This is a genomic window from Aeromicrobium sp. SORGH_AS_0981 (assembly GCF_031453195.1).
Classification (GTDB): Bacteria; Actinomycetota; Actinomycetes; order Propionibacteriales; family Nocardioidaceae; genus Aeromicrobium.
This window is the reverse complement of sequence record NZ_JAVIZD010000001.1, coordinates 425,180-443,707: the sequence shown is the minus strand read 5'-3', so window position 1 is coordinate 443,707 and position 18,528 is coordinate 425,180. Positions and strand designations below refer to the sequence as shown.

Annotated in this window: 22 protein-coding genes; 11 read left to right on the top strand and 11 right to left on the bottom strand. The window is 71.0% G+C overall.

The genetic code is table 11. The features are described 5' to 3' along the window. Nucleotides 1-233: 233 nt before the first annotated feature. The 3 genes from QE370_RS02445 to QE370_RS02435 all read right to left on the bottom strand — a co-directional run bounded on the left by QE370_RS02445 (nt 234) and on the right by QE370_RS02435 (nt 5,051). A complete protein-coding gene (locus QE370_RS02445) occupies nt 234-1,655 on the bottom strand; it encodes an NAD(P)/FAD-dependent oxidoreductase (protein ID WP_309633295.1) in 1,422 nt (473 codons plus the stop codon). A gap of 26 nt (nt 1,656-1,681) precedes the next feature. After that, nucleotides 1,682-3,148 carry an AMP-binding protein gene (locus QE370_RS02440; RefSeq protein ID WP_309633294.1) on the bottom strand — a complete coding sequence of 489 codons (1,467 nt, stop codon included), beginning with the start codon at nt 3,146-3,148 and terminating at the stop codon, nt 1,682-1,684. A gap of 64 nt (nt 3,149-3,212) precedes the next feature. After that, nucleotides 3,213-5,051 (bottom strand): DUF3556 domain-containing protein, encoded by a 1,839-nt coding sequence (locus QE370_RS02435; protein WP_309633293.1) that lies wholly within the window; start codon nt 5,049-5,051, stop codon nt 3,213-3,215. Nucleotides 5,052-5,262: 211 nt separating this feature from the next. Between QE370_RS02435 and QE370_RS02430 the strand changes: the two genes are divergently transcribed. The 3 genes from QE370_RS02430 (at nt 5,263) to QE370_RS02420 (ending at nt 6,841) form a co-directional block, all read left to right on the top strand. After that, on the top strand, nt 5,263-6,261 hold the full coding sequence (locus QE370_RS02430) for a hypothetical protein (protein ID WP_309633292.1): 999 nt from the start codon (nt 5,263-5,265) through the stop codon (nt 6,259-6,261). Beyond that, complete coding sequence (locus QE370_RS02425; protein WP_309633291.1) at nt 6,233-6,538, top strand: helix-turn-helix domain-containing protein; 306 nt, start codon at nt 6,233-6,235, stop codon at nt 6,536-6,538. The genes QE370_RS02430 and QE370_RS02425 overlap by 29 nt, the downstream gene beginning before the upstream one ends. Nucleotides 6,539-6,670: 132 nt before the next feature. Further along, a complete protein-coding gene (locus QE370_RS02420; protein ID WP_253024916.1) occupies nt 6,671-6,841 on the top strand; it encodes a hypothetical protein in 171 nt (56 codons plus the stop codon). Here QE370_RS02420 and QE370_RS02415 read toward each other — a convergent pair. Beyond that, nucleotides 6,827-7,363, bottom strand: coding sequence for a TetR/AcrR family transcriptional regulator (locus tag QE370_RS02415; protein WP_309633290.1), 537 nt, complete (start codon nt 7,361-7,363; stop codon nt 6,827-6,829). The two genes, QE370_RS02420 and QE370_RS02415, sit on opposite strands and share 15 nt — an antisense overlap. A 104-nt stretch (nt 7,364-7,467) precedes the next feature. Here QE370_RS02415 and QE370_RS02410 point away from each other — a divergent pair, with 104 nt between their 5' ends. The 3 genes from QE370_RS02410 to QE370_RS02400 all read left to right on the top strand — a co-directional run bounded on the left by QE370_RS02410 (nt 7,468) and on the right by QE370_RS02400 (nt 10,643). Continuing rightward, nucleotides 7,468-8,409 carry an alpha/beta hydrolase gene (locus tag QE370_RS02410; protein ID WP_309633289.1) on the top strand — a complete coding sequence of 314 codons (942 nt, stop codon included), beginning with the start codon at nt 7,468-7,470 and terminating at the stop codon, nt 8,407-8,409. Continuing rightward, nucleotides 8,406-9,197, top strand: a complete 792-nt coding sequence (locus tag QE370_RS02405) for an SDR family oxidoreductase (RefSeq protein WP_309633288.1) — start codon at nt 8,406-8,408, stop codon at nt 9,195-9,197. The genes QE370_RS02410 and QE370_RS02405 overlap by 4 nt, the downstream gene beginning before the upstream one ends. Before the next feature lie 273 nt (nt 9,198-9,470). Further along, nucleotides 9,471-10,643, top strand: a complete 1,173-nt coding sequence (locus QE370_RS02400) for a DUF222 domain-containing protein (protein ID WP_309633287.1) — start codon at nt 9,471-9,473, stop codon at nt 10,641-10,643. 214 nt (nt 10,644-10,857) lie between these two features. On the opposite strand, the gene QE370_RS02395 is transcribed toward QE370_RS02400, so the two are convergent. Further along, nucleotides 10,858-11,394, bottom strand: a complete 537-nt coding sequence (locus QE370_RS02395) for a hypothetical protein (RefSeq protein ID WP_253024924.1) — start codon at nt 11,392-11,394, stop codon at nt 10,858-10,860. A 188-nt stretch (nt 11,395-11,582) separates the two neighbouring features. On the opposite strand from QE370_RS02395, the gene QE370_RS02390 reads away from it, so the two are divergent. Beyond that, nucleotides 11,583-12,134, top strand: coding sequence for a hypothetical protein (locus QE370_RS02390; protein ID WP_309633286.1), 552 nt, complete (start codon nt 11,583-11,585; stop codon nt 12,132-12,134). A gap of 302 nt (nt 12,135-12,436) precedes the next feature. Beyond that, nucleotides 12,437-12,730, top strand: coding sequence for a DUF3263 domain-containing protein (locus QE370_RS02385; RefSeq protein WP_309633285.1), 294 nt, complete (start codon nt 12,437-12,439; stop codon nt 12,728-12,730). Here QE370_RS02385 and QE370_RS02380 read toward each other — a convergent pair. Then, nucleotides 12,727-13,083 (bottom strand): hypothetical protein, encoded by a 357-nt coding sequence (locus QE370_RS02380; RefSeq protein WP_309633284.1) that lies wholly within the window; start codon nt 13,081-13,083, stop codon nt 12,727-12,729. The genes QE370_RS02385 and QE370_RS02380 overlap by 4 nt on opposite strands. 115 nt (nt 13,084-13,198) lie before the next feature. Between QE370_RS02380 and QE370_RS02375 the strand changes: the two genes are divergently transcribed. The 3 genes from QE370_RS02375 to QE370_RS02365 all read left to right on the top strand — a co-directional run bounded on the left by QE370_RS02375 (nt 13,199) and on the right by QE370_RS02365 (nt 14,382). Beyond that, nucleotides 13,199-13,531, top strand: coding sequence for a hypothetical protein (locus tag QE370_RS02375; protein ID WP_309633283.1), 333 nt, complete (start codon nt 13,199-13,201; stop codon nt 13,529-13,531). Next, the gene (locus QE370_RS02370) at nt 13,524-13,823 is read left to right on the top strand and encodes a hypothetical protein (RefSeq protein ID WP_309633282.1); all 300 of its coding nucleotides are present in this window, start codon (nt 13,524-13,526) and stop codon (nt 13,821-13,823) included. Before QE370_RS02375 ends, QE370_RS02370 begins: the two co-directional genes overlap by 8 nt. Nucleotides 13,824-13,911: 88 nt before the next feature. Continuing rightward, the gene (locus tag QE370_RS02365) at nt 13,912-14,382 is read left to right on the top strand and encodes a hypothetical protein (protein WP_309633281.1); all 471 of its coding nucleotides are present in this window, start codon (nt 13,912-13,914) and stop codon (nt 14,380-14,382) included. A gap of 66 nt (nt 14,383-14,448) precedes the next feature. Here the strand turns inward: QE370_RS02365 and QE370_RS02360 are convergent, their stop codons facing one another. The 5 genes from QE370_RS02360 to QE370_RS02340 form a co-directional block, all read right to left on the bottom strand. Continuing rightward, nucleotides 14,449-14,793, bottom strand: a complete 345-nt coding sequence (locus QE370_RS02360; RefSeq protein WP_309633280.1) for a DUF6527 family protein — start codon at nt 14,791-14,793, stop codon at nt 14,449-14,451. After that, nucleotides 14,790-15,017: a hypothetical protein gene (locus tag QE370_RS02355; protein ID WP_309633279.1), complete on the bottom strand. Its 228-nt coding sequence runs from the start codon at nt 15,015-15,017 to the stop codon at nt 14,790-14,792. The genes QE370_RS02360 and QE370_RS02355 overlap by 4 nt, the downstream gene beginning before the upstream one ends. Before the next feature lie 16 nt (nt 15,018-15,033). Beyond that, the gene (locus QE370_RS02350; protein ID WP_309633278.1) at nt 15,034-17,481 is read right to left on the bottom strand and encodes a pyocin knob domain-containing protein; all 2,448 of its coding nucleotides are present in this window, start codon (nt 17,479-17,481) and stop codon (nt 15,034-15,036) included. Between the two features lie 119 nt (nt 17,482-17,600). Continuing rightward, nucleotides 17,601-17,843 (bottom strand): hypothetical protein, encoded by a 243-nt coding sequence (locus QE370_RS02345; protein WP_309633277.1) that lies wholly within the window; start codon nt 17,841-17,843, stop codon nt 17,601-17,603. Nucleotides 17,844-17,846: 3 nt separating this feature from the next. Then, on the bottom strand, nt 17,847-18,524 hold the full coding sequence (locus QE370_RS02340) for a hypothetical protein (RefSeq protein WP_309633276.1): 678 nt from the start codon (nt 18,522-18,524) through the stop codon (nt 17,847-17,849). Nucleotides 18,525-18,528: the final 4 nt, after the last annotated feature.

The window sequence follows — 18,528 nt, the reverse complement described above, 5'->3', positions numbered from 1 at the left end:
CCCAGCGAGAGCCCAGAGTGGTCTCGATACGCCTCCCCTCGCTGGCGCTCGTGGAGGCACTCGACCAGCGGAGGATGCCGCTGGTCGAGTAGCAGGGACGAGCTTGTGAGGTCCCTGCGTATCGAGACCACCCGGCAACGGCTCAGCGGGCGGTGCGGCGGGCGACCTCGTCGTCGACGTCCATCCCCTGCTCCGTCGGGACGGTCACGGGCGCTGGAGTCGTCAGACCCTCGTCAGCCTCGTGCGACCGACCGCAGCGCCGCCTGCGCCGCCCAGTAGCCCGACATCCCGTGCGCACCGGCGCCCGGGGGTGTCGCAGCCGAGCAGAGGAGGACGCCGTCGACGCCGGTGGCGTACGGGTGGAGGGTGACGCGGGGGCGGAACACGAGCTGCAGGGGGTCGTTCGCGCCCGACACGATGTCGCCGCCGACGTAGTTCGCGTTCTTCCGCGACATCTCCGTCGTGCTGCAGACGGCCGTGGCGCGGATGCGGTCGCGGAACCCGGGCGCGAAGCGCTCGACCTGCGCGACGATCGCCTCGGTCGCGTCGCCGGTGTAGCCCGCCGGCACGTGCGCGTAGGTGTAGAACGGGTGCACGTCGCCGACGGAGCGGGTCGGGTCGGCCACGTACTGCTGTGCGGCCAGCACGAACGGCCGCGCCGGCATCTGCCCGCGCGCGACGCTCGCCTCGGCCGCCGCGACCTCCTCGAACGTCCCCCCGACGTGGACGGTGCCCGCGCGTCGGCTCGGCTCGTGCGACCACGGCACGCCGCCCTCGACGGCGAAGTCGACCTTGAACGCACCCGGTCCGTGGCGGTAGCGGCGGTACGCCCGGGCGACGTGCCGGGGGAGCCGGTCGCCGACGATGTCGGCCGCCGCGCCGGGGGCGGTGTCGAGCATGACGACGTCGGCAGGACCGAGCTCGTCGAGGCCGGTGACCGTCCGGCCGGTCTCGAAGAGCACGCCACGCTGCTTCGCGGCGGCGACCATCGCCGTGGAGATCGCGGCCGACCCGCCGACGGCTGCGCCCCACCCGTAGCGGTGCGCGGCCGTGCCGAGGGCCACGCCGATCGCCGACGACGCGAGCGACCCGAGCGGCCGGAACGCGTGGGCCGCGAGCCCGGCGAGCAGGGCCCGAGCCTCGTCGTCACGCCACCGCCGTGCCAGCAGCGAGGCGGGCTGCCCCGCGTAGAGGCCGAAGCGTCCGAGGTGGGCCGGATGTCTCGGCACGTGCAGCACGGGCTGGAGGAACTCGTCGGCGATCGTGTCGAAGCGGTCGGTCAGCGAGCCGAAGACGCGGGCCCACGTGCGGCCGTCGCGCCCACCCAGCTGGCGGGCCGTCTCCTCGACCGACCGGTACGCGGCGGCCCCGCGCCCGGCGTCGAGCGGGTGGGAGTACTGCACCTCCGGCTCGACCCAGGACAGCCCGTGCTCGGCGAGGTCGAACGCCTGCGAGAACCGGGTGGCGATCGCCAACGGGTGGATCGCCGCGCACACGTCGTGGACGAGCCCGGGCAGCGTCAGCTCCGCCGAACGGGTCCCTCCGCCGAGGGTGTCGATGGCCTCGACCACCTCCACGGACATGCCGGCGTCGGCCAGCACGAGTGCCGCAGCCAGCCCGTTGGGTCCGCTGCCGACGACCACGGCACGCGTCACGACGTCACCTCCTCGCCCCGCACGGATCAGGCGCCCGCGGCGGTGAGCGTGCTGCGCAGCCGGGGCTTGTCGAACTTGCCGACCGGGTTCTTCGGCACCTCGTCGATGAAGCTGACCTCGGTGGGCAGCTTGAACTTCGCGATGCGCTCGGTCAGGAACGCGAGCAGCTCCTCCCGCTGGAGCGTCGCCCCGTCCTTCAGGACGACGAACGCGACGGGCTCCTCGCCCATCACCGGGTGCGGCCGACCCACGACCGCGGCCTCGAGCACCGACGGGTGTTCGTGGATGGCGTGCTCGATCTCCTGCGGGTAGATGTTCTCCCCGCCGCGGATGATCATGTCCTTCACGCGGTCGACGATCCGCAGGTAGCCGTCCTCGTCGAGGATGCCGACGTCGCCGGTGTGCAGCCAGCCGTCCCGGATCGTCCTGGCGGTCTCATCCGGCTTGTTCAGGTAGCCGCGCATCACGGTGGGTCCCTGGACGACGACCTCGCCGCGCTCGCCGGTCGGCAGCAACGAGCCATCGGCGGCCATGATCGCGACCCGCTGGCCGGGGAGCGCGACGCCGACGGTACCGGGCTTGCGGACGCCGTCGAGCGGGTTGCTCGTCGACGCGCAGGTGGTCTCCGACAGTCCGTAGCCCTCGACGAGCACCACGCCGAAGCGCTGCTCGACCTGGCCGATCAGCGCGGCGGGCATCGGCGCCGCGCCGCACACGACGAAGCGCAGCGAGCTGGTGTCGGGCTCGACCTCGGCCGGCAGGTTGGCGAGCATCGTGTAGATCGCCGGGACGCCCGAGAAGTAGGTGGGGCGCACCGCCTCGAGCGTCGCGAAGAACGTGCGCGGGTCGAAGCGGCCGGCGATGGTGGCCTGTCCGCCCGCCCGCAGCGGCGACAGGATGCTGACGACGATGCCGTTCACGTGGAACAGCGGCAGGACGAGCAGGCTGTGGTCGCGTTCGTCGAGGGCCATGGACGTCACCATCGTCGCCGTCATCGCGTCGAGGTTGGCGTGCGTGAGCTCCACGCCCTTCGGCCGCCCGGTCGTCCCGCTCGTGTAGACGAGCAGGGCCAGGTCGTCGAGGTCGGGCACGAGCCCGGCCACCGGCGCCGACGCCGTGGACGGCACCAGGTCCTCGGGGGCGACGGTGGTGACCCCCTCGAGGGCCAGCCCGTCGTGGGTGACGAGCACCTTCGCGCCGGCGTCGCCGACCTGGTACTCGACCTCCCCGACGGCGAGGGCCGGGTTGACCGGCGTGACCGCGGCACCGAGGCGCCACCCCGCGAACAGCGTGACGACCAGGTCGGTGCGGTTGGCGAGTCGCACCGCTACGACGTCGCCGTGGCCCACGCCGAGCGAGGCCAGCGAGGCGGCGACGGCGTCGACGCGACGGGCGAGGTCGGCGTTGGTGAGGGTGCCGAGGACGTCGTCGGTCAGGCACGGTGCGGTCGGGGCCTGCTCGGCTCGGGTGGCGGGCAGCGTGGCGAGGTGCACGGATCTTCCTTCCTGGGAGAGGGGCGGTGGTGGGGCAGGCCTGGCGTGGCCCGAGCGGACGCGGTCAGACGCTTGACCCGTCGAGCTGCTCGGGTGCGACGCCGAGGGTCCGGCGGCGCACGTAGCCCTCGGCCGTCCAGGTCGCCTGCACGGGGACCGGTCCGTCGGGCAGCCAGGGCTGCTGGGCCACGCAGTCGGCGACGTTCCACGTCCCGCGCTCCACGACGCCCAGGGCGGCGTCGATCACCTGGTACTCCTGGGTGCGCCGGTGGATGGGCTGGGACTCGACCCACATGACGACGAGGTCGCCGGGCTCGAGGCCGAGCCGCTTCTGCACCGCGGCGATGAGGCGCGCGTCGTGCAGGTGGCCGTCGCCGAAGTTGAAGCCGAGGATCGTGGTGCACATCAGCTCGCCCTCGCGGACGGTGCGGCTCTCGATGTCGTCGAGGTGCGTGTAGAGGAGCGAGAACAGGCCGCGACCCTGGCTGTGCATCGCCCGCCAGGCGATCGTCTTCTGCAGGGTGAGGTCGGCGTCGTCGCGCTCGTACGGCGTCGGGAGCATGCGCTGGAGCTGGTCGATCTGGTTCTCCACGCCCGGCAGCTCGTTCAGCCGCTCCTCGACACCGGGCTTCATGGCCCACACCGCCGAGGCCCAGTTGCCGGCGTACTGCCGCATCGACGGCAGGAAGGAGACGAGGTCGGGGCGCAGGTTGCCGAGGATCGGGCCGAACGTCAGCAGGGCGAAGACCGGAACGAGCAGCCAGGGCTCGGAGAAGCTCCAGATGTTGTAGGTGCCGGGGTCGAACCCGACCCACAGGACGATGGCGATGAAGCCGAAGAAGACGTTCCACTCCAGGGGCACCGCGAGCGGGAAGGTCGAGGTGATGAAGAGGTGGAAGGCCAGCATGACGAGCGCACCGACGAGCGCGACCGTGGCGTTGGTGGTCAGCAGCAGCGTGACGGGCACGATGATCTCGACCGCGGTGCCGCCGACGTGCGCCATGAACCAGGCGACGCGCGAGGGCCGCAGGTCGTGGGGGGCGTCGCGGTAGTGCAGTCGCTTGATCCACCGACCCGGCATCGCGGGGCTGTTGGACACCATCGGCGGGATGACGTTCTCGAAGTGGGCGCCCAGCTTGGAGACGCCGGCACCGATCCAGACGACGCAGATGACCACCTTGAACACCACGACGAGGTCGACGAAGTCGGCGGTGCTGGCGATCGTGCCGAACAGGGCGGAGAACAGCATGATCGGCAGGTACTGCTCGGACCGTGCGGCGAGGAAGACGACCTTGTCGCGCAGGCCCATGAGGGGCATGAGCACGAGGATCGGGACGAAGTACTGCGGGGGCACCAGCTCCTGGGCGCCCGTGCCTGCGGGGAGGAACTGGCTCGGGACGGGCTCGGCCTGGGCGGCGAGCGGGTAGACGAGGCTGGCGAGGACGCCCACGTAGAGGGCGACGTCGAACCAGGTGCGCTCGTCGCCGCCGGTGAACGGCACGCGCCGGCCCCACGGCGCCATGCGGATCGTGCCGGGACGGATCCAGTACCTGATGTTGCCCACCATCGGGCGGAAGTGGCCGCACAACGGGCCGAAGGCGCCGCCGAGGCCGATCACCTCCAGCAGCATCAGCCAGACGGCGAGCTTCTGGTAGACGACGATGTTGTCGTACCAGGAGCCCACGTCGGTGAACGCGATGCCCGACGTCGCCGACGCGATCCAGATGCCGACGCCGAAGTACAGCCCGAGCATCTTCAGGACGTACACGACGTGCAGGACGCGCGGGGTGCCGAAGCCGTCGTCGGCCCAGTGCGTGCTGAGGATCCGCACCCGCTCGCGCAGGGGCAGGCGGACGAAGGTGGCCGGCTCGACCGGCGGCGGGGACGGGTTGATGAATCCCATGGCACGTGCTCCTCGGGGTGGGTCCTGACCCGGTCGGCGCCGGGACGCCCCGACCCTAGGCGCGGGTGAGACGTGGAACACTGTGCTCCGAGCACGAAAGTTCCCGCCCGCTTTGTCCCGGGGGAGCGATGATCGCCGTCGTGCCGGTGAGCATCATCGGTGCACGTCCAGTGCGGTTGTGCTCTCGGACCTATCTGAGGGAGGACGAGGCATGACGGGACCCGAGGCTGACGATGTCGCCGAGCGGGCCGCGGCGAGGGTGGCCGACATCGCCGGGTCGACGAGCTCCCAGCTCGACGACGTCGCGCGGATGCTGCAGGTCGAGCTCGCCGAGTCGATCCCCGAGCTGCGCGGCGACCGGCTGATGCTCGACCTGCTCTACGCGAGCGTGGAGAGCAACGTCAAGGTCTTCTTCCACCGGGCGCAGTACGGTCTCGCGCTCGACGCGGTGGAGGCGCCGCGTCCTGCGGTGGAGTACGCGCGGCGGCTGGCCCAGCGCGAGATCTCCTCGAACGCCCTGCTGCGCGCGTACCGGCTCGGCCAGCGGCGGGTCCTGGACTGGGTGGCCGGTGAGCTCGGTGCCGTCGAGCCCGACGCGCGTGTCTGCTTCGCCGCCCTGCAGCTGCTGCAGGACGCCGCGTTCGCGTACATCGACCGGGTGTCAGAGCAGGTCGTCGAGGAGTACGAGACGGAGCGGGAGCGCTGGCTCGCGAACCGCAGCACGATCCGTTCCGCGACGCTCGCGGCGCTGCTGGCGGGGGAGGAGACCGACGTGGCCGCCGGCGAGCGCGTGCTCGGCTACCGCCTGCGGCAGGGTCACCTCGGGCTCGTCCTCTGGGTCGAGGAGCCGGCGGCGTCGGCGGGACCGTTGCAGCGGCTGGGGCACCTCGTCACCGCGATCGGCCACGAGGTCGGCTCCGACGCGGCGCCGTTGTTCGTGCCCCAGGACCACTCCCTCGGGTGGGCCTGGGTGCCGGTGCAGGGTGGTGGCTCGCCGGACCCCGACCGGCTGGCCCGCGTCCTGCGCGAGGTCGGGGACGACGTGAGGGTGGCGGTCGGCGCCGTCGGGGCAGGGCTGGAGGGCTTCCGGTCGACGCACCGGGCAGCGCTGCGGGCGCACCAGGTCGCCGTCGTGGCGGCCGATCGGGCGGGCGCAGGTCACCGCGTACGACGACGCCGGCGTGCGGGCTGCGGCCGTCCTCGCCGGTGACCTTCCGGTCGCCCGCGACCTCGTGGCCTCGATGCTCGGCGACCTGGCGCGCGACGACGACACGGCGGCGCGGCTGCGCGAGACGCTGACGGTCTTCCTGCGCGAGAACCGCAGCTTCGTCGCGACGGCGGAGAAGGTGCACCTGCACAAGAACACGGTGAAGTACCGGGTCGACAAGGCGGTGGAGCTGCGCGGTCGGCCGATCGAGGACGACCGGTTCGACCTCGAGCTCGCCCTGGTCGCGTGCCGGTGGCTGGGCGCGGCGGTGTTGGTCTGAGTCGTCCTTCCGCGGACGCGTCGCCCTTGGTCTGGGGCGACGGCGATCGCAGCGGTCTTTGGTGCGCCGACCTGACGACAGGTCCTCGCGAAGCGTCGAGCCTGGGGGTCTGCCTATGACGGAGGTCACACCATGGACGCGACCGGGATCATCATCATGCTGTGGTGCTTCGTGGGGCCGTTGGTCCCGCCGATCCTCGGAACCGTCGTCGGCACGGTCTACGACGCGGTGACCGCTCGGCGGGTGCGCGAGCGCAGGGCGGCTGCGGCCAGGGCGCGCGCCGTGCCGTCAGCGGCGGCCTGACAGCAGCTCCAGCACCGCGCGCTGCTCCTCGCGCGGCAGGTCGTGCACGAGCAGGCCCTCGACGGCGAAGACGCCCAGGCGGGTCGTCGCCGGCACCTGGTCCTCGGGCACGCCCAGCAGACGCAGCTCGTCGGCCAGCATCGCGTCGGTGAGCGCGTGGAACGCGTCGTGCCAGGTGGCCACCGTCGCCGACGTGGCGGCGAGCGCGTGGACGGTCGTCACGAGCTTGCTGCGCTGCTGCAGCTGCTCCACCACCCAGAGCAGACGGTCGACGGGCGGCTGCTCGGCCTGGCTCTCCAGACCGGCCACGAGGTCGCCGAGGAGGTGGTCGAGCACGCCGACGAGCAGTGCCTCCTTGTCGGCGAAGTACCAGTAGATGGTCGTCGTGGTGACGTCGGCGGCGCGGGCCACCCGTGCCATCGAGGTCTTCTCGTACCCGACGTCGGCGAACAGGGCGGCTGCTGCGGCGACGATCTCGGCGGACTTCTCCTCCCGGCCCTGGGCGCGGCGGTTACGAGGCACACGTCACCTTATCTTGCACGACGTTCAAGAGGCCCCTACCTTTTCTTGAACGACGCTCAAGAGTGTGTCGACGGGACCACGCCGCCCACGAAGGGGAGTGCGCCATGACCGAGCCGGTCACCAGCAGCGTCGCGACGTCGGACGAGTGGTTCGTCTCCGGCGGCACCCGGTGCGCCGCCCGCGTCCACCGGCCGGCGGGCCGGCACGGGGCGTCGCCCGTGGTGGTGATGGCTCACGGGTTCGGCGCGGTCCGGGCGCTGCGGCTCTACGCGTACGCCGAGCGCTTCGCCGCCGCCGGGTACGTCGTGGTCGTCTTCGACTACCGCGGCTTCGGCGACAGCGAGGGCGAGCCCCGTCAGGTCCTCGACATCGCCATGCAGCACGACGACTGGCGCGCGGCCCTCCGCTTCGCGCGGTCGCTCGAGGACGTCGACCCCGACGGCGTCGTGGCGTGGGGGACGTCGTTCGCCGGCGGCCACGTGCTGACGATGGCGAGCCAGGGGGAGCCGCTCGCCGCGGTCGTCGCGCAGGTGCCGCACGTCAGCGGACCGGCGGCCGTGAGGGCCACCGGTGCACGCGCCGCGCTCCGGCTGGCCGTCCCGGCGCTGCGCGACCTGGTCGCGGCCCGTCGTGGTCGGCCGCCGGTGCTCGTCGACAGCGTCGCCCGTCCGGGCGGCACCGGGATGATGACGACGCCGGACGCCTACCCCGGCATGACGCCCCTGTTCCGCGAGTCGGGGCTGGGGGAGGACGTCTACCCGCGCACGGTCGCGGCCCGCATCGCGTTGCGCATCGGTCTCTACTCGCCCGGACGCCGGGCCGCGCAGATCCCCTGCCCGGTCCTCGTCCAGATCGTCACGCGCGACGCCATCACGCCGCGGAGGGTCGCCGAACGGGCGGCGGCCCGGATCCCGCGGTCCACCGTCCGCGTGCACGACGGTGGCCACTTCGACCCGTACGTCGCGCCGCTCTTCGACGCCGTCGTCGCGGAGCAGCTCGAGTTCCTCACCATCCACGTCCCGCCCCACCCGAAGGACCCTGCATGAGCCAGTCCCGTACCGCCCTCGTCACCGGCGCCTCCTCCGGCATCGGCGCCGCGTTCGCCCGCGTCCTCGCGGACGACGGTCTCGACCTCGTCCTCGTGGCCCGCCGTCAGGAGAAGCTCGACGAGCTCGCGCAGGAGCTGCGCGACCGGCGCGGCGTGCGGGTCGAGGTCGTCGCCGCCGACCTGAGCGATCCCGCGGCGCCCCGCGCGGTCGTGGAGGCCGTGCAGGAGCTGGGTCTCGAGGTCGACGTGCTCGTCAACAACGCGGGCCTGTCCGGCGACGCGGCCTTCACGGAGACGCCGTGGTCGGCGCTCGCGGCGGAGATCCAGGTGATGGTGACGGCCGTGACCGAGCTCGCCCACCTCCTCGCGCCCGGCATGAAGCAGCGCGGCCACGGTCGCATCGTCAACGTCTCCTCGCTCGCGGCGTTCGCCCCGCCCGGCGAGAGCCTGCTGTACACCGGCATCAAGAGCTACGTGCTCGACATGTCGCAGGCGCTCGACATGGAGCTCAAGCCGCGCGGCGTCCACGTGACGGCGCTCTGCCCCGGCTTCACCCGCAGCGAGTTCCACGCGACGATGGGCAGCGCCGAGGCCGCCAACCGGCTCCCCGCTCTCCTCTGGCAGGAGGCCGACGCCGTCGCGCGCGAGGGCTGGGCGGCCGTCGAGACGGGCAAGCCGGTCTGCGTCGCGGGTCGCGTGAACAAGGTGCTGTCGCACGCGATGCGCCCGGTGCCGTTCCGCCTGCAGTACCTGATGGGGCGGTCGCTGAACCCGCTCAAGCACTGAGTCTTCTGCTGAGGCGACGGTGAGGCTGGATGGGGTGAACCACGACTGGTCCTGACCCTCGGCGGCTCTGCTGTGCCACACCGGGCGGATGGCCGCGCACGCCTGCTGCTCCGAGCCTCGGCGGAGCGGTCTCCGCAGGCCGTCCGCCACGAGCGGAGCCTCGCGGGGCGGACGAGGTCGCCCCTCGAGGTCGACGCGACAAACCCTGGAATTGTAGGACAAAAAGTCGAACTGAGGGTTGTTTCTCGAACATCTGTTCGGTATCATGGAGTCATGTCCAGCACGCAGCTCGCCGACCGGCTCGAGGTCGCCGTCGCTGAGCTGCGCGCCTTCCCGACGCCCACCGACGCGCTGCGGATCCTGCAGGGACTCTCGAACGCGATCGACGCGGAGAAGGTGGCCCTGGTCGCGGAGGTGGACGAGCACCGGGACTTCGAGGCCGAGGGCTGCTCGAGCCTGAAGAACTGGCTGCGTGACCAGCTGCACCTCGACGGCAGACAGGCGGGCCAGCTGGTCCGCTCCGGCCGGACGCTGCGGGACATGCCCGACCTGGAGTCACTCGCCGTCGAGGGCGCCGTCTCCCTGGACCATGTGGACGCGTTCGGCTACGCCGCCAGGCACATCGACCCGATGGTCGTGGAGCACTCGATGGGCTGGATGCTGCGCCTGGCCGAGCGGGCCGAGCCGGTCCAGATCCGCAAGGCCGTCAAGAAGCTGCGCGCGACCGCCCACCCCGACGACCTCGACGAGGCCTGGATCAAAGGGATGGACCGGCACGACATCAAGGTCTCCGTCGTCGGTGACGGCGTGGCCGTGACCGGGTTCCTGCCCTTCGACACCGGCACCAAGCTCAAGACGATCCTGCAGTCACTGTCCGCCCCCACCTGCGCCGAGGACGACCGACCCGTCGCCGAACGCCGCGTCACCGCCCTCGACCAGCTCCTGTCCGGCATCCTCGCCTCGGGCCTGCCGCAGGACAGAGGCGTGCGCCCCCACGTGGACCTGACCGCCGACCTCGCCCAGATCGCCCAGGACCCCGACCGAACCACCGGCGAGCTCGCCGGGTTCGGGACCATCGGCCCCGGCCAGCTGCAGCAGATGCTCTGCGACGCCGACCTCACCCCCATCCTGACCGCCGGCAGACACACCGTCCTCGACGTCGGCCGCACCCACCGCCTCGCCACCCCGGCTCAGCGCAAGGCCGTCGTCAACCGACAAGACGGCACCTGCGCCGGACCCGGCTGCAGAGGACCCGTCGTCCACGTCCACCACATCACCTACTGGTCCGACGGCGGCACCACCGACCTGCACAACCTCATCGGGTTGTGCCCGAGATGCCATGCGGCCGTGCACCAAGGGTTCTTCACCATCGACCCCCACACCCACCAGACCCACCGCACCCTCAGGACCCGACACGCCAGCTCCCGCCGCACCCGAGCCGGCTGAGTAGCTACGGCACTCAGCCGGGTGGGGGATGGCGAGAGGAGTGTTGCCCGAACGGTGGTGGCGATGCCGAGGCGCGACTGAGGCGCATCAGCTTCTTGGGATGGCGCTGGCTTTCGAACCCGACCTGCGCGAGAGGTCGTGAGTGTCTTCGACGCTCGAGGATCCGCGAGCAGCTCGGTCGACGGTCTCGCGACTGCGCCCGATCGCCCGGGCCTCACTCAAGCACCTCGACGTCGAGACGGCTCGCGAGGACGATGATCTTGAAGCTCAGGAAGTCGAGGAGGAAGGTGCGCCAGCCGTCCCACCGCAGCTCGCACAGCTCGTCGTTCGGGTGGTCAGCCGAGTAGCCCGCCTCGGTCGTCCAGTCCGTCACGACCGCGTCCTCGAACCGGACCCGAGTCGACGGCCCATCGTCGAACGGGGAGGGCAGGACCAGCGTCAGGGTGGGGAGGGGCGCGAACGCGTAGCCGAAGTGCTCGATGCGGATGTGGTGGGTGTACAGCCGGTTGCCGTCGGGCAGGAGGAGGTCGGCAAGGTCTCCGCTGGCCGCAGCCTCGGCCAGCGACGCTGCGTCGACGCCGGTGACCTCGGTGCGGGGGAGGGTGGGGCGCGCCGGACCGCGCGAGAGCGGCAAGGGCCATTCCAGCAGCTCGGGCGGGTAGCCGATCTCCCCGTCGGGACCGATCCAGAACCGCAGGGGCGGGACGTACGTCGGTTGGCGGCGCGCCCGCCGGCGAGTTCTCCAGGACATGGGTCGACCTCGTTCACGAGATGAGGGCGGGTGACGGTCGGTCGCGCGCCGTTCCCTCGGCCGAGGCAACCGACCATTCTGACGAGCTTCGGGCGACCTGTCCACCGCCACGGACGGTCCGCGAGGGCCACGGGTCCCTGCCCCGATGCCCGGTCGGTGATGCGTCCCGCGGCCCCTAGGCTTCGGTCATGGACCGGCTGGGCGTGCAGACGACGCGCGTCGCACTCTTCGGCGGCGACCAGAGGTTGCGGCAGGCCGAGTCGTCGGTGGCAGCGGTGGAGTGGACGATCAACGGCGTCCCGCTCCGGGAGATCGTCGACGACCCCACCTCGATGCCGCCCCTCTACGCCGGAGCGGACGAGGACCAGCGGCGCGAGCTGTTGCTCCGTCTGCGGGGCGACCGCACGGATCTGCCGACGTTCGTCCCGCGCTTCGAACGCACCCGGCTCGACCGGCTGCTCGGGCGGAGCGGGACTCCGTGGGCCCCCTTCGGGGCCGCGTTCGAGGACGGTCGCGTCGTGCTCCTCGAGTGCCCCTGCGGGGACCTGGACTGCGGAGCGCTGACGACCGAGGTCGTCGTCGACGACGACGTGGTCGAGTGGCGCGAGATCGGCTGGCAGGTCACGTACGAGCCGTTCGCCGGCTACAACGCCGAGGTCTGGTCCGCCCGCTTCGACCGCTCCCAGTACGGCGCGGTGATCGACGACGTCCTCGCCATGGACTGGTCGCAGGTGCAGTAGATCCGTCGGCGACGGTCGAGCATCGATCGGTCGTGACCCGGATGTGTCCGCAGCTCGACACGAACCACAACCCTGGTAGGTAGGCCCCGTGGGACTCGAACCCACAACCCGCGGATTAAAAGTGAGTCCTGCGGATGATGACGGACTGTGACCCAGCATGATGCGGTGGCTGTTCTGCCCGCGATTGCAGGCTTTCGCGGGGTAGTCCTATGACGCGGCGTGACGTCATGACACCTGACGCTGCCCCACGTGCTGCCCCACGACGGTCTGCGATGTCGGAGGACGCGAGCATGATGGATCGCATGACCGCCGAGGACGCCGTCGACGAGACCCAGGACGTCGAGCCGACGTCGCGCCCGCGTGACGTGATCACCGAGTCCGACCACGAGCTCATCAAGATCTGGTCTCAAGCGTGGCGGTACCCGGGCATGCGCAACGCGAAGGTCATGGAGGTCACCGGGCTCTCGGTGACCCGAGCAGCGCAGCGGCTCAACGAGCTGATCGACATGCCCGAGGCGCTCGCCGCGCACCCTGTGGAGGTCAACCGCCTACAGCGGATCCGGCGGAAAGTACCAGCGACAGTGACCGGCCCCTAGGGCTGGTAGCCGCCGTTCGGTGGACCGCCCGTCGTCGCGGTGCTGTGGTGGCCGCGGCCGACGTACTCTCGCGTCTCGTCGGTGTGCACGACGACGAGCCGAGGGTCGGCGCCCGCCTCGAGCAGCAGCGCCGAGACGTGCAGGTCGCCGGGGAACTGCGCAGTGGGCCGGGCGAGGAAGTCGCCGAGCGCGCGACCAGCCGCGAGCGCGAGGAGATCCCCGCGGCCGCCGGCGAGCTCCTGCAGCTCGGCCACGGCGACGGCTCGATCTACATAGGCGCGTGCGAGCCGGCGGGCTGTCGAGCTGAGTCGGATCTCGAGGTGCTGGTCGTCGGTCAGCCTGCTGCGTGCCATGGGCGCGAGCGTAGGTCGCACCAGCGACGAAACGCGTGGTTGGAAAGGACGGTCAGTTCTGCCAGTCAAGTACGCCACCTAGGCAGCACGGGTGGGCTCATGCGAGACTCGGTCTATGACCGAGATCCAGATGACTCCGTCGTGGTCTGTAGACGACCTCACGCTGCACCCGATCAACCAGGTCGCGGTGAGCCTCGCTCCGCCCGCCGGCGGGGGAGTTCCGGACGGCATCCTGATTTACCTCGGCCACGCCCTCCCGCCCATCCTCTTGGGGACCGAGGATGAGGTCAGAGCCCAGTTGACCGCTCTGGGTGGAGAACTGAAGGTTCAGGGGCGAGGGCTCTTCTTGTTCTCGCGTGACCGCGCCGCAGAACTTGTCGCTATCCTGCAAGGGTCGATCGATCAGTACGACAACATCATGAACTCGGAAGGGGTGCGCCATGTCTGACGTGAAGACGATGGGTCTCAGCGTGCTCCTTGCTGCTTCGATTGTTTCCCCGCCGGCTGTGGCCATGGGTCGCTCCTTGGTGTCGGACACTGCGTTCGAGGTCCGCACGCTGTCGATGGGTGGGCCGGAAGTCATCAACCTGAACCGTCCACTGCACCTGGAGCCGGTCCGTGAACTGAGCGAGGCCGACTTCGAAACCCTGACGGCTGCGGATATCTCGATGATGCGGGCCGCACTCAGCGCCCACCCGGACGAACTGGACTACTCGGCGTTCTACACCAGCGACGCGTAGGGTGTGGGAGACGACCAAGCCGGGAGTTCAAGACGCTCTTCGGCAGGGTGACTTGCTCTGCGGCATGCCGTTTCCCCGTCGAGGCACCATGGAGCTCACGACCGAGGAGTTGCGGGCCAGCGTCTACGCGTCGAGGAACGCAGTGGTGCTGGATCAGTGCTGCACTGTCGAGCAGAAGCACACCGTGCTGCTCGGCCGGATTGGAGAAGTGCGGCGGCTACCCGACGACCACCAGCTGATGGTCTCGCTCAGAACTGACGCGCCCTCAGAAGGAGTGTCGTACTCGAAGTACTTCCACTTGCTTGAGCCTACGGACGCTCTCGCGGACAAGCCGAACAAGGTTTGGGTAGTGGAGCTGGTTGAGCGTGTTTCGATTGGCGAGAAGAACCTCGAGGATCTGCAGTGGCTCACGAACTTTCGTCAGGCGCGCATGACGCCGCAAGCTCGCGCCCGTCTGCGCGCCAGGCTGGTGTTCCACTTCGCGAACAGCGAGCGAGATGACCAGGAGGCTCTTGCCTCGGCAGGTCTCGATGAGATGGGCCTCCCGAAGAAGGGCTGAGCCAGACAGCGAAAGCGCCCCTCCCGCCGTGGTGGCGAGAGGGGCGCGTAGGCCGTGCTGGGTGGGTCAGGCGGTGGGTCGGGCGAGCCAGTCGGGCAGCGGCACGACGTCGACGGTCTGGCCGGCGAGGAGGTGTGTGCTGTCGGCCAGGAACTCCCACCGACCCGCCCGGACGAAGGAGTGGCAGACGATCGGTCCGCCCGCGGCCACGTCCGGGTGGTGAGGCTTGTGGAAGTCCTCGCCCTCGGCCGACTGCGTGCCACGGACCAGGAGCGACGGGGAGATGGTCGGACGCTCCTCGTCGTGGTCCCACTCCCATGCGGCGTGACCGTCGACGGAGACCCGGTGCGCCTCCTCGCAGCCGGGGCACCACAGCCACAGGCCGCCCCCGGAGTCGCGCCGGACGATCACGACGGCGTCTCCTCGACGTCGGCCGGCGTGGGCTCGAGCGCGACGTCGAGCGCGGTGCGCAGCGTCTCGGCGTCGCCGCCGTCGGCAACGAACGTGCGCGCCTGCTCGGCGAGCTGCTCGGGCACGCGACGCAGTCGCTCGCGCTTCTCCTTCAGCGCGAGGATCGCGTTCAGGAGCTCGTCGAGCTTCTCGTCGGTGTAGTTCTCGATCGCGGGCAGTGCCATGGTCGTGCTCCTTCGGTCAGGCGTTCGGGATGGTGCCGGACGGGTTGCCCGGCAGGGAGGTCGGCCAGGCCGAGGCCGTGTCGTACTTCACGAGGAAGGCGAAGGACCCTTGGCCGGGCGTCAGGGTGCCCAGCGGGCTGACCTGCGCGACACCCTGCGTGTAGCGGAGGTAGTGGTTGACGGCAGCAGCCGACATGCGGAACGGGGTGCGGGTCACGATCTGCGCCTGGATGCTGAACCCGGAGGGCCAGCCCGGCGTGCTCGGGATGAGGTTGTTCTCCGTCGTCATGTCGGCGTTCACGATGACCGCACCCTGCAACGTCACCTCGTAGGTCCTGCGGCGCACGAAGAGCACACTGCCCGAGGCGAAGAGGTTCGTGTCGAGCAGAGAGCTGATGTCCCGCAGGCCGGTGTCGCCGTAGACGAGCTGCTCGCGGCCGGCGACTTCGTCCCACGCGTAGATGGCGATGCCGGCGGACTTGTCGGTGCGCTGCGAGGAGTAGGGCCGCCAGACAGACCACGCGCCGTTTGCGTTCTCGCGCTCGTAGCGCACCCTCATGCCGGTGGAGCTGCTGCCGGTGTGAGGCGTGTACCGCTGAAGGAATCGGGTCGACCCGTTGACGGGCAGAACCTCGAGGGTGCCGCCTACCGCGACAGGGTAGTTAGCGGCGAGAGTGGCGTTCGAACCGGTGGACTGGCGATACGTGCCGGGAACCGTGATCGCGTTGAGGTCTGCGGTGCCAAGGTCGATGTTGGTGACGTGGAGCTGCCGCTCGGTGCCGCTGACCTCCTCGTGGGTGTACACCTCGACGCCCGGCGCGCCGGACGTCGGCAGGACGGAGCGCTGCGCGGGCGTGTAGTACCAGGAGTCCCACGACCCGCCGATGAGGCGCCGCTGCCAGAACCCGCGCGTCGCACCGGACCCGCCAGAGTGGATGGTGGCGCGCTGCACGGTGGCGCCGCTGGCCGCCTGGGATACCTCGATGATCCACGCGCGATTGGGCACAGGCGGGTAGTTGTTGTCCACCGTGGCGTTGCCCACGGTCGCCTGGCCGTAGGTGCCCGGGACGGTGATGGCGTTCAGGTTGACGTTGCCGAGTGCAACGTTCGTGAGCGGCACCTGCACATTGGCGGCGGCGACGTCGTCCCACAGGAGCAGGTTGTTGCCCGGCTGACCGGCAGCCGCCGTCACGCTGGTGCCAGAGCCACGCCGCCAGGTCTCCCACGACCACGAACCGGACACGAGCTGGCCGCGGCGCACCCACTGGTCGCGGTGCCGGTTCACGCCGGCGACGACGGTGACGCGCTGGGTGATGAACCTGCCGTCGACGGTCGACGCCCCCGTGGGCACCACCTCGACGGTGCAGCGCTCGGCCACTGGATAGTTCGAGGCGGTGAGCGCGTTCGCCGCGTTGAGCTGTGAGTAGATGCCCGGCGTCGTGACGACGTTGAGGTCGGCAGTGCCGAGGTCGTAGCCGAACGCCATGAGGCCCTGCTCGCGGTTGTTGACGTCGTCCATCGCGAGCACCTCGGTGCCGGGCTGTCCAGACGGCTGCACCACGCGGGGTGCCGTCGCAGACCTCCAAGGCTGCCAGTTGCCCGCCCAGCGCCACCGCACCCAGCTCAGCGGGCGTCCCGAGTTCTCCACCGTGTAGGTCTGCAGGACGTTCGACGCGTTCCCGAGCCAGCGGACCTCGAGCGTGCCGCCGCGGGTCGCGGGGTAGTTCGAGGCCGCGGTCGCGTTGGTCCCGACACCCTGCTTGTAGATGCCGGGGGTGGTGATGGTGTTGAGGTCGCTGGTGCCCAGGTCGGCGCCGCCGAAGGTCTGCGCGAGGGCCTGGTCGCGAGCGGCCACGGCCGCCGCTCGAGCCGTGTCTGCCGACGTCGCGGAGTTGCTGGCGCTCGTCGCGCTGGTCGACGCCTCGCCGGCCTTCGTGCTGGCGGTGCTCGCCGAGCCCGCCGCGGCCGACGCCGACCCTGCTGCCTGGCCGGCCTTCGTGCTTGCGGTCGTCGCCGACCCATCGGCGGCCGTGGCCGACTGCGCTGCGGCGGTCGCGGACTGGTCGGCCGAGATCGCCGCAGCCTGCGCGGCGTCACGCGCCGCGACGATGTCGTCGGCGACCGCCCACCAGGCGGGGCCCGGGTCGACGGCGTCGAGCGTCTCGGGATCGACGACAGGCAGGTTGACGAGCGCGATCGGGCCGCCGGGGTTCACGACGACGTAGATCGGTCCGTGGAAGCCGTCGGGTGTGCCGATGCTGACCTCGTAGGCGCAGCCTGCGGGGGTGACCTCGAGTGCCACGTCGGTGCCGGCCGCGGCGGTGACAGGCTCGGGGAGCAGCATCGCGTCGCCGACGGTCCAGGCTCGGCTGGGCTTGATGTCGACCTCGGCGTCCGGGCCCAGCGGGACGGGGCCGTCGAGCCCCGGGACGCTGGTGCGGATCTGCACAGTGCGGGTGGTCATGGGTCAGTCCCTTCCCCAGGGTGGCAACGGGGCTTGGCGCCTCCGTCGGGAGTCCGTGCAGTCGGTCGCGAGAGACGACCAGAAGGCGGACCCGGCCCCGGTGGGCCGGGTCCGCCGAGTCAGTGCCGCCCGCTCGAGACGGGGCGACGGTTCGAGATCCGCTCGACGCCGAGGGCGGTCAGGACGCACGTCACGAGCGCGACCCGGACCTCCCCCGCCGTCGGCACGTCGCCGGCGAGCAGCGTCGGGGCGAGGATCACGAGCCCGGGCATGACGAACGCGACGACGGCCTTCCGGCGGGCGTTCACCCACACGCCGGCCGACCGCAGCGCGGCGAGCAGCAGGACGAGAGCGCGGCGCATGGCTCAGGCCTTCCTCGAGTACTTCGAGGACGCGCTCACGCGGTTCCCCTTGGTCGTGATGAACCACTCGCGGTTGTGCGGGTCGCGCCCGCGGATGCGGAACTTCTCGCCCTTGCGCAGCGTCTTCACGATCGGACCCTTGGTGCCGCGTGCGGTGCGCACCGGCAGGCCCTGCTCGGCCGTGACGACGCGCAGACCGGGCAGGCTCGGGAGCAGCTTCCAGCGCATCCAGCGCACGCCGGCGGCCCAGGAGCGGTGAGACAGCGGCCTGTACCCGGGGTCGGGGGCGTTGTTCGCCAGCCCGTTCAGCCTCGCGTCGACGTCGAACTCCTGGTCGATCGCCGCGTCGGCACGGTGCTTGCAGCCGCGCAGGGTGATGTGCGCGTGGTTGATGCCCGTGCCGTTGTTCCAGCCCGCGGGGCGGTGCCACGAGGGATCGGCGCCGGCGATGCGGGCGAGCTTGATCACCAGCCAGTAGGCCGCAGCCAGGGTCCGACCGCCCGTGCTCTGGATGACGAGGTCGATCGCTCCGCCGCCGCCGTGCGTGCCGCCGCTGGGTCCGTAGTCACCCGTGAGCTGGGTGGCGCGGGCCGTGATGCCGTAGCGCGCGAGCAGTCGCAGGAACGTGGGCAGCCAGATCTCGACGCATCGGCACGTCGGCATCCCGTAGAGCTTCGCCATGTTG

What these genes read in the sequence shown, in the direction of transcription:
- QE370_RS02435 (WP_309633293.1), bottom strand. Translation starts at nt 5,051, where the DNA reads ATGGGATTCATCAACCCGTCCCCGCCGCCGGTCGAGCCGGCCACCTTC.
- QE370_RS02430 (WP_309633292.1), top strand. Translation starts at nt 5,263, where the DNA reads ATGACGGGACCCGAGGCTGACGATGTCGCCGAGCGGGCCGCGGCGAGG.
- QE370_RS02420 (WP_253024916.1), top strand. Translation starts at nt 6,671, where the DNA reads ATGGACGCGACCGGGATCATCATCATGCTGTGGTGCTTCGTGGGGCCG.
- QE370_RS02410 (WP_309633289.1), top strand. Translation starts at nt 7,468, where the DNA reads ATGACCGAGCCGGTCACCAGCAGCGTCGCGACGTCGGACGAGTGGTTC.
- QE370_RS02405 (WP_309633288.1), top strand. Translation starts at nt 8,406, where the DNA reads ATGAGCCAGTCCCGTACCGCCCTCGTCACCGGCGCCTCCTCCGGCATC.
- QE370_RS02400 (WP_309633287.1), top strand. Translation starts at nt 9,471, where the DNA reads ATGTCCAGCACGCAGCTCGCCGACCGGCTCGAGGTCGCCGTCGCTGAG.
- QE370_RS02395 (WP_253024924.1), bottom strand. Translation starts at nt 11,394, where the DNA reads ATGTCCTGGAGAACTCGCCGGCGGGCGCGCCGCCAACCGACGTACGTC.
- QE370_RS02390 (WP_309633286.1), top strand. Translation starts at nt 11,583, where the DNA reads ATGGACCGGCTGGGCGTGCAGACGACGCGCGTCGCACTCTTCGGCGGC.
- QE370_RS02385 (WP_309633285.1), top strand. Translation starts at nt 12,437, where the DNA reads ATGACCGCCGAGGACGCCGTCGACGAGACCCAGGACGTCGAGCCGACG.
- QE370_RS02380 (WP_309633284.1), bottom strand. Translation starts at nt 13,083, where the DNA reads ATGGCACGCAGCAGGCTGACCGACGACCAGCACCTCGAGATCCGACTC.
- QE370_RS02375 (WP_309633283.1), top strand. Translation starts at nt 13,199, where the DNA reads ATGACCGAGATCCAGATGACTCCGTCGTGGTCTGTAGACGACCTCACG.
- QE370_RS02370 (WP_309633282.1), top strand. Translation starts at nt 13,524, where the DNA reads ATGTCTGACGTGAAGACGATGGGTCTCAGCGTGCTCCTTGCTGCTTCG.
- QE370_RS02365 (WP_309633281.1), top strand. Translation starts at nt 13,912, where the DNA reads ATGGAGCTCACGACCGAGGAGTTGCGGGCCAGCGTCTACGCGTCGAGG.
- QE370_RS02355 (WP_309633279.1), bottom strand. Translation starts at nt 15,017, where the DNA reads ATGGCACTGCCCGCGATCGAGAACTACACCGACGAGAAGCTCGACGAG.
- QE370_RS02350 (WP_309633278.1), bottom strand. Translation starts at nt 17,481, where the DNA reads ATGACCACCCGCACTGTGCAGATCCGCACCAGCGTCCCGGGGCTCGAC.
- QE370_RS02345 (WP_309633277.1), bottom strand. Translation starts at nt 17,843, where the DNA reads ATGCGCCGCGCTCTCGTCCTGCTGCTCGCCGCGCTGCGGTCGGCCGGC.
- QE370_RS02340 (WP_309633276.1), bottom strand. Translation starts at nt 18,524, where the DNA reads ATGGCGAAGCTCTACGGGATGCCGACGTGCCGATGCGTCGAGATCTGG.